At 45.0% G+C, this 9096-nt stretch carries 6 protein-coding genes; all 6 read left to right on the top strand.

Features of this window, described 5'->3' with window-relative positions:
• The first annotated feature begins 227 nt into the window (after positions 1-227).
• Positions 228-710: a complex I 24 kDa subunit family protein gene (locus tag LJE12_RS06315; RefSeq protein ID WP_008706192.1), complete on the top strand. Its 483-nt coding sequence runs from the start codon at positions 228-230 to the stop codon at positions 708-710.
• The gene (locus LJE12_RS06310) at positions 707-2584 is read left to right on the top strand and encodes an NADH-quinone oxidoreductase subunit NuoF (protein ID WP_008706191.1); all 1878 of its coding nucleotides are present in this window, start codon (positions 707-709) and stop codon (positions 2582-2584) included. The genes LJE12_RS06315 and LJE12_RS06310 overlap by 4 nt, the downstream gene beginning before the upstream one ends.
• Positions 2585-2597: 13 nt before the next feature.
• The gene (gene fdhF / locus LJE12_RS06305; RefSeq protein WP_161276375.1) at positions 2598-5306 is read left to right on the top strand and encodes a formate dehydrogenase subunit alpha; all 2709 of its coding nucleotides are present in this window, start codon (positions 2598-2600) and stop codon (positions 5304-5306) included.
• A gap of 210 nt (positions 5307-5516) precedes the next feature.
• Positions 5517-7241, top strand: coding sequence for a [Fe-Fe] hydrogenase large subunit C-terminal domain-containing protein (locus LJE12_RS06300; RefSeq protein WP_008706189.1), 1725 nt, complete (start codon positions 5517-5519; stop codon positions 7239-7241).
• Positions 7228-8430, top strand: a complete 1203-nt coding sequence (locus tag LJE12_RS06295) for a PP2C family protein-serine/threonine phosphatase (RefSeq protein WP_227226642.1) — start codon at positions 7228-7230, stop codon at positions 8428-8430. Before LJE12_RS06300 ends, LJE12_RS06295 begins: the two co-directional genes overlap by 14 nt.
• Positions 8431-8646: 216 nt before the next feature.
• Positions 8647-9081, top strand: coding sequence for an MOSC domain-containing protein (locus tag LJE12_RS06290; RefSeq protein ID WP_022380639.1), 435 nt, complete (start codon positions 8647-8649; stop codon positions 9079-9081).
• Positions 9082-9096 lie beyond the last annotated feature (15 nt).

Raw genomic sequence — 9096 nt, 5'->3', positions numbered from 1 at the left:
GTCTGACGCCTAAAGCGTCTGGAAGCACGTGACTTCAGTCATGTGAGGTTCACCAAAGCTGATAAAAATTAGACAAACAAAACAAACATCTATAGAGGAAAATGATAAAAAATTAGAAAATTTCTATAAATGCGCTTGTGAAAATGACGAAAAAGGCATATAATTAACGTTACAATATGTAAAGAGTGCAATAAAAAGAGAAAAAACAGGTATAAGGAGGGTGCGAAATGCTAGATCAGTCATTTTATCAGAAAGCGGATGAGATCATTGCTTTCTATGGTAAAAAGCCGGCATCACTGATTCCGATCATGCAGGATATTCAGGGGGTGTACAGATATCTCCCGGAAGAATTGCTTACATATGTTGCGGAGCAGATCGGTGTGACAGAAGCGAAAGCGTTCAGTGTTGCCACATTCTATGAGAATTTCTCATTTGATGCGAAAGGTAAATATGTGATCAAGGTCTGTGACGGAACAGCCTGTCATGTAAGAAAATCAATACCGGTTCTGGAGGAACTTTATAAGAAACTGGGGCTGTCAAAGACAAAGAAGACGACAGACGATATGATGTTTACTGTGGAAACAGTTTCCTGTCTTGGTGCCTGCGGACTTGCACCGACTATGATGGTCAATGAAGAGGTATATCCGAGAATGACTCCGGAGAAGGCAGATGAGCTGATTGATAAACTGAGAGGGGGCGAACAGGGATGATCCAGAATAAGGAAGTATTGGAGCAGATCAGAGAAGAAGCTGTGAAAGAACTTAATTCTTATGACTGTCGTATTCTTGTCTGTTCAGGTACCGGATGTGTGGCAACCGGTTCTCAGAAAATCTATGAGAAATTCATGGAGATTGCCAAAGATGCTCCGGGAGTTACCATTGAGTTTGGACCTCATGACAAAGATGCACATGTAGGTGTAAAGAAAACAGGATGCCAGGGTGTCTGTGAGCTTGGACCACTTGTTCGTATCCAGAAAGGTGACGATGTGATCCAGTATACGAAGGTTCAGATCGAAGACTGTCAGGAGATTTTTGAGAAGAGTGTTCAGGGTAATGAGACTATCGAGAGACTGCTTTATCAGAAAGGTGGTAAAGTAAGCCGTGGACCGGAAGATATTCCGTTTATCGCGAAACAGACCCGTATTGTTCTGAAGAACTGTGGTAAGTTTGATGCAGAATCTCTGAATGAGTACATAGCAAGCGGCGGTTTCCAGGCTCTGGAGAAAGCAATGTTTGAGATGGATCCGGATCTGGTTATTGATCAGGTTGATAAATCCGGTATCCGCGGACGTGGTGGCGGCGGCTTCCCGGCAGGTAAGAAATGGATTCAGGTAGCACGCCAGGCTGATCCTGTTCATTATGTGGTTTGTAACGGTGATGAGGGTGACCCGGGAGCATTTATGGATGGTTCCGTAATGGAAGGTGATCCTTACCGTCTGATCGAGGGTATGATGCTTGCAGCTTACGCAGTAAGAGCACAGCATGGTTATATTTATGTACGTGCGGAGTATCCTCAGTCTGTAGCACGACTGAAACACGCTATCGCAGTTCTGGAAGAAGTGGGACTGTTAGGTGATGACATCCTTGGAACAGGATTCTCCTTCCATATGCATATCAACCGTGGTGCAGGTGCTTTCGTATGTGGTGAAGGTTCTGCCCTGACTGCATCTATCGAAGGAAACAGAGGTATGCCCCGTGTAAAACCGCCCCGTACAGTTGAACAGGGATTATGGGCGAAACCTACTGTTCTGAATAACGTAGAAACTTATGCAAATATTCCGGAGATCATTCTCAAAGGTGCAGACTGGTACAGAAGTATCGGTACAGAGGGATCACCTGGAACAAAAACTTTCTCACTGACAGGTTCTATTGAGAATACAGGTCTGATCGAGGTCCCGATGGGAACAACCTTAAGAGAAATCATTTTTGATATCGGCGGAGGACTGAAATCCGGTGCTGCGTTTAAGGCTGTTCAGATCGGTGGACCATCCGGTGGATGTCTGACAGAAGAACATCTGGATGTACCTCTTGATTTCGACTCTGTTAAGAAATACGGTGCGATCGTTGGTTCCGGTGGTCTGGTAGTTATGGATGAACATACCTGTATGGTAGAGGTTGCACGTTTCTTTATGGGCTTCACCCAGAGAGAATCCTGCGGTAAATGTGGTCCCTGCCGTATTGGCACCAAGCGTATGCTTGAAATCCTTGAGAGGATCGTAGACGGAAAGGGTGAAGTAGAGGATCTGGATAAACTGGAGCATCTTGGAAACTTCATCAAGGACCGTTCACTCTGCGGACTTGGAAAGAGTGCACCGCTTCCTGTACTTTCCACATTAAGGAACTTCAGAGATGAATATGTAGAGCATATTGTTGATAAAAAGTGCGCGGCTCATGTATGTAAGGCAATGCGTTCTTATGTGATCGATCCTGAGAAATGTAAAGGATGTACCAAGTGTGCGAGAAACTGTCCGGTTGGTGCGATCACAGGCAATAAGAAAGAGCCTCACAGCATTGATACCTCCAAGTGTATTAAGTGCGGAACATGTCTGGAAAATTGTGTATTCGGCGCAATTTCTGTGAATTAAGGAGGGTGAAAAGATGATTCATTTGACAATAGATGGAATTCCTGTAGAAGTGGAAAAAGGTACGACCATTCTGCAGGCTGCCAGACAGATCGGAGTGGAGATTCCTACACTCTGCTATCTGGAAGATGTATTGCCGGATGGTTCCTGTCGTTTGTGCGTGGTAGAAGTAACAAACAATGGAAGAACCAAATTTGATACGGCATGTACACTTCGCTGCTCAGAGGGGGATGAAGTACAGACAATGTCAGAGAAGGTAGTTGCATATCGTAAAGATACCCTTGACCTCCTTCTTTCCGATCATCGTGTACACTGCTTCTCCTGTGAGGCAAACGGTGACTGTAAATTACAGGACTACTGTTTTGAATATGGTGTGACTGAGACAAGCTATCCCGGTGAAATGAAGGATATGCCGATAGATGATACCAATAAATTCTTTACCTATGATCCAAGCCTGTGTATTCTCTGCCATCGCTGCGTGAATACATGTAAGGAGATTGTGGGAAGAGGTGCCATCGACACTATGAATCGTGGTTTCCAGTCAGTGATCGGTGCACATTACAAACATAAATGGAACGAAGGTATCTGTGAATCCTGCGGTAACTGTGTACAGGCCTGTCCGACAGGTGCACTGACCATGAAGCGCAGAAAGAAATACCGTCCGTACCAGATTGACAAGAAGGTTCTGACTACCTGTCCTCACTGTGCAACAGGCTGCCAGTATTATCTCCTTGTAAAAGACGGAAAGATCGTAGATACAGAAGCTGTAAACGGACCGTCCAACAAAGGGCTGCTCTGTGTTAAGGGACGCAGCGGATGTTTCGATTTCGTACAGTCACCGGAGCGTATTAAATATCCGCTGATCAAGAATAAAGAGACAGGTGAATTCGAACGTGCAACATGGGATGAGGCGCTGGATCTTGTTGCTTCCAAATTTATGGAGATCAAGAAACAGTACGGCTCTGATTCTCTTGCAGGCTTTGCATGTTCCAGATCACCTAATGAAGATATTTACATGGTACAGAAGATGGTTCGCTGCTGCTTCGGCACCAACAATACAGATAACTGTGCACGTGTATGTCATTCCGCATCTGTAGCAGGTCTTGCGATGACTCTTGGCTCAGGTGCCATGACAAACCCAATTGAGGATATCACAAAGAATGCAGATCTGATCATGCTGGTTGGTTCCAACCCTGAGGAAGCACATCCTGTAGTCGGCATGCAGATCCGTCAGGCCATCAAGAGAGGCTGCAAGCTGATCGTAGTTGATCCTCGTGATATCGGTCTGGCTAAGAAAGCAGATATCCATCTGAAACTGAAACCTGGTACAAATGTTGCTTTTGCAAACGGCATCATGAATGTGATCCTTTCTGAAGGTCTTCAGGATGACAAGTTCATTGCAGAGCGTACCGAAGGTTTTGAAGAATTAAAGGAAATCGTAAAAGATTACACACCTGAGAAGGTAGCTGAAATCTGCCACATTGACGCAGACGATCTGAGAAAAGCAGCGATCATGTATGCAAAAGCTGACCGCGCTCCAATCATCTACTGTCTTGGTGTAACCGAACATTCCACAGGTACAGAGGGCGTTATGTCCATGTCCAATATGGCAATGATGGTTGGTAAGCTTGGACGTGAAGGCTGTGGTGTTAACCCGCTTCGTGGACAGAATAACGTACAGGGTGCCTGCGATATGGGCGCTCAGCCGAATGTATATCCAGGATATCAGAAGGTTACTGATCCTGCAGTTCGTGAGAAATTTGAGAAAGCATGGGGTGTAAAACTTGATCCGAATATAGGAACTCATGCAACTGATGTATTCCCGAAAGCAATCACAGGCGAGATCAAAGGTCTGTATATCTATGGTGAGGACCCGGTAGTTACTGATCCGGATACCACACACATTATCAAAGCATTAAAGAGTCTTGATTTCTTTGTGCTTCAGGAACTTTTCATGACAGAGACAGCTCAGTATGCAGATGTTATCCTTCCTGGTGTAAGCTATGCAGAGAAAGAGGGTACATTTACCAATACAGAGCGCCGCGTACAGAGAGTCCGCAAGGCTGTCACAGTACCTGGCGAAATGAGACTGGATACAGATATTATTATTGATCTGATGAACCGTATGGGATATCCGCAGCCACATCTGACTTCTGCTCAGATCATGGATGAGATCGCATCCCTGACACCGAGCTTCGCAGGTATCAGCCATGAACGTCTTGACAGTGAAGAAGTTCATGGACAGGGACTTCAGTGGCCATGTACCTCTAAGGATCATCCGGGAACACCGATCATGCATGTTGGTAAATTCTCCCGCGGTCTTGGCTGGTTCTATCCTGCAAAATATGTGCCGTCAGCAGAGCTTCCGGATGAGGAATATCCAATCATCCTCATGACAGGACGTATTCTGTATCATTACACAACAAGAGCCATGACAGGAAAGACACCTGAGCTTATGGAGATCGAAGGTAAGTCATTTATCGAAATGAACATCGTAGATGCCGATAAGCTGGGTATCAAAAACGGTGATAAAGTCAGAGTTTCTTCCAGACGAGGATCCATTGAATCTACCGCTCGTGTAGGTACAAAGACCTCACCGGGTGAGAGCTGGATGCCATTCCACTTCCCGGATGGAAATGCAAACTGGCTGACCAACGCCGCACTTGACAAATACGCAAGAATTCCTGAATATAAGGTATGCGCAATTAAGATTGAGAAAGCATAAAACAATATCGGAGACAATGTTTCGGATCTGATATCGTAAATATTATATGGGGCTGTCGCACATGGATCTGCTGTCCTTGCGGCAGCTCCATATTCCTTTATGGAAAGGCAAAAATAATCATTCGGCAGTACATCATTCTGTGAAAGTACGGAACGGTTACAGATAATTTTTTGTGAAAAATATAGTGTTACATAATAAGGAGTACGAGGCATGCAGAGATTTCAGTCAATCCTTCAGTTTAAAAAAGTCAGTTGTAAAAATTGTTACAAATGTGTCCGGAACTGCCCGGTCAAGGCGATACGTGTTCATGATCATCAGGCCAGGATCATAGAAAGTCAGTGTATTTACTGTGAGAAGTGTATCCTTGTCTGCCCGCAGGATGCCAAGGAAGAGCAGAATATGATTCCTGCAATCTGCAATGCAATGGAGAATAAGACGCAGGTTATAGCCTCTCTTCATCCGGCATATCTGGCACGTTTTGGGGTAACCGGTATCAATGGAATAAGGGAAGCGATGAAGAAGCTGGGATTTGCAGATGCAGCGGATGCAGCAGAAGGTGCAAGCCTGATGATTTCGCAGTACAGAGCACTTTTTGCGGAACAGAAAGAGCCGGGAATAATGATCTCTTCTGCCTGCCCTGTAATCGTACAGCTTGTCAAGAAACACTATCCGCATCTTCTGGGAAATCTGGTACAGTCTGCCTCTATGATGCAGTTTCATGCCAGTTATCTGAAAAAAAAATATCCGAAGGCAGAGATTGTCTATGTAAGTCCCTGTATTTCAGCTATGTCAGAGTTGAGAGACTCAGGAAATGAAGTGGATTATGTGATTACATTGGAAGAGCTGGTGCAATGGATGAAAAAAGAAGGGATTTCCATAACTGAGAAAGAACCTGAGCAGATTGCCTACCGTTCCAGAGAAATCGCCATTGCGGACGGTTTAACAGACCTGCTTGGGGCTGTAAAGGGAATCCGCAGGCTTTCTGTAAGTGGGATGGAGCAGTGCAGGGAGGTTCTGGAAGAACTTCATCCGGAGGATTTTGAAAATTGCTTTCTTGAGATGTATGCATGCAGCGGCGGCTGTGTGGCAGGTCCTTCTTTCCAGATGAAGAAGGGACATTATCTGGCAGATGTTCTGGCAGTGAAGAATGCAGCCTTTGGAAAAGATTTTCACAGAGAGCAGGGAGACTATGAACTTCCGGGATTTGAGCTGAGAAAGAATTTCGGTTACTGTTCTGCACAGGAACAGGAAGAGGTCTCAGAGGAAGAAATCAGGGATGCTCTGGCGGAAATGGGAAAATTTTCTCCAAAGGATGAATTAAACTGCGGTGCCTGCGGGTACAACACATGCAGGGAAAAGGCAATTGCCATTATCCAGAATAAAGCTGAGGTTGCCATGTGCATTCCATATATGCGGGCAAAACAGGAAAGTTACTCCAATAAAGTCTTTAATGCCATGCCCGGACTTCTGGTAACTGTGGATTATAATCTGAAGATCATTCAGATGAATGAGGCGGCGTCCAAATTGTTCAATATGCCGAAAAAGCGGCGCCTGATCGGGAAACCGGTATCGGAGATCATGGATGATTACAGTCTTGCGAGTATACTGGCTTTTGAACGGAATCTGATGCAGGATGAGATTTATCTGGAAGATCAGAAATGTTATCTGGACCGTGTAATGACGAATGATAAAGAAAATAAAATGATCCTCTGCATTATGAAAGATATTACAAAGGAACGAAAGCATAAAGATCAGATTCATAATGCCCAGATTGAAGCTGCGCGTATGGCAGATAAGCTGGTAGAAGAACAGCTGAAGATCGTGCAGCAGATCGCCGGACTTCTTGGAGAAACTGCTGCGGACACCAAAGTGGCAGTAGAAAAACTGAAAAATACCATACTTCTGGAGAGTGAAGAAGAGAATGAAAAGAAATAAGCATCATGGACTGAATGTGGAATTTGACGGCTTATGCATGGATTTTGGTCATGTGAGCCTGAATAAAAAGAAAGAATTTCTCTGTGGGGACTGCTATAAGATTGAAGAAAATGATGAAGACCATGTTCTGGTGCTTTCTGACGGACTTGGGAGCGGAGTAAAGGCGAATATCCTTTCCACGCTGACTGCAACCATGCTCAGTACCATGATCATTAATCAGGTGGAACTGGATGAGGCAGTGCGTGCAGTGGCAAAAACGCTTCCTGTGTGCAGTGTGAGAAATCTGGCATATGCCACCTTTACAGTGCTGAATTTTCAGGGGAAACAGGTAAGTCTTTATCAGTTTGATAATCCGGATGCAATTCTGATCCGGGATGGCAAGCTCTTTGATTATCCGGTGGAGACAAGTATGATCGAAGAGAAGGAAATCCATAAAAGCTGTTTTGAACTGAAAGACGAGGATATGCTGATCATTATGTCCGACGGTGTCACCAATGCGGGAATGGGAAAAACTACCAACGGCGGCTGGGGAAGAGATGATGTAATGGCTTTCTGTAGGGCAAAGTACCATAAAGGGATGAGCGCACAGGAGATGGCAGGCTATCTGGCAGAGGCCAGCCTGGATCTGAATCTGAATGAAACGGATGATGATATTACAGCCATTGTCCTGCGGATGCGGCATAAACAGGTGGTAAACCTTATGATCGGCCCGCCAAGTAAGGAGGAACATGATGAGCGATATATGAAGTCCTTTTTCAATTCAGAGGGATATCATGTAATCTGCGGCGGAACTACTGCACAGTGTGCTGCCAGATATCTGGATAAAGAGCTGATCTCTCTTAGTGAAACTGCCTGCGGAGACGTTCCTGCCTATTATAAGCTGGAAGGTACAGAGCTGGTGACAGAGGGATTTCTTACGATTGAGCATTTGCTTGAATATTGTGAAGAATGGATGGAGGACAGGCTGTCCTTTAACAGGCTGAAACGAAAAAAAGATGCGGCAGCATTGCTTGGTGTGATGCTGTTTGAGCAGGCAACGGATATTAATTTCTACTTCGGTGGTGCTATCAATAAGAGTAATGTGGAACTGGGAATCACAGAAAAAAGGAAAGAACAGGCAGCAGAAGAACTTGTGGAGCATCTGCAGAATGCAGGAAAGAATGTGAATATTGCATTCTGGGCGATCTGAGAAAGCAGGAAAAACAGCAGTACATGGTTTTATAAAGAGATATCAGGGTTACTGTTCACTGGTAATATCCCGCGAGGTGTTTTTTGTGAGCGAAGGTCACAGAAAACCCGAGACATACCGCGCGAATTTATGCGATTAGCATAAATTCTGTGCATCGCGAAGCGTGTTGCTGTGAACGGAGTGAACAGTAACACATCAGGAAGGATGAGACAGAAAATGGCGAAGATATTATGTGTATGCATCAGTAAGGAACGCAAGACCTGCTCGCAGAACATTCATGAATGCGAAGCTGATTTGCAGGGACTTGTGGGAGATGTGCATTATGGAATGGGCGGAAGAAAGCAGGTCAGTCTTCTTCCTTATGAGAAGGTAAAAGAATATTTCGAACAGTCCGAAGAAGAATTCAGATATGGCCGGTTTGGAGAAAATCTCCTTGTGGAAGGGATTGACTGGAACAGTATTGCGGAGGGGAACAGATTTCGTTGTGGAGATGTACTTCTGGAAGCAGTCAGGATCGGTGCGGGCGGTCCTGCATCAGATGCCTATAAGGGAGAAAAGGTATGCACGCCCATGGAACCCTGGTTTGTATTCTGTCAGATTCTGGAGGCAGGGAGGCTGAGAGAAGGAGAAATCATTCTCCAACAGAGATGAAAAATATGTAATTCT

This window comes from Blautia sp. DFI.6.71, assembly GCF_020593585.1.
GTDB lineage: Bacteria > Bacillota > Clostridia > Lachnospirales > Lachnospiraceae > Blautia_A > Blautia_A wexlerae.
Note: the sequence above shows the minus strand (reverse complement) of the source record. Positions and strands in the feature narration are given on the sequence as shown.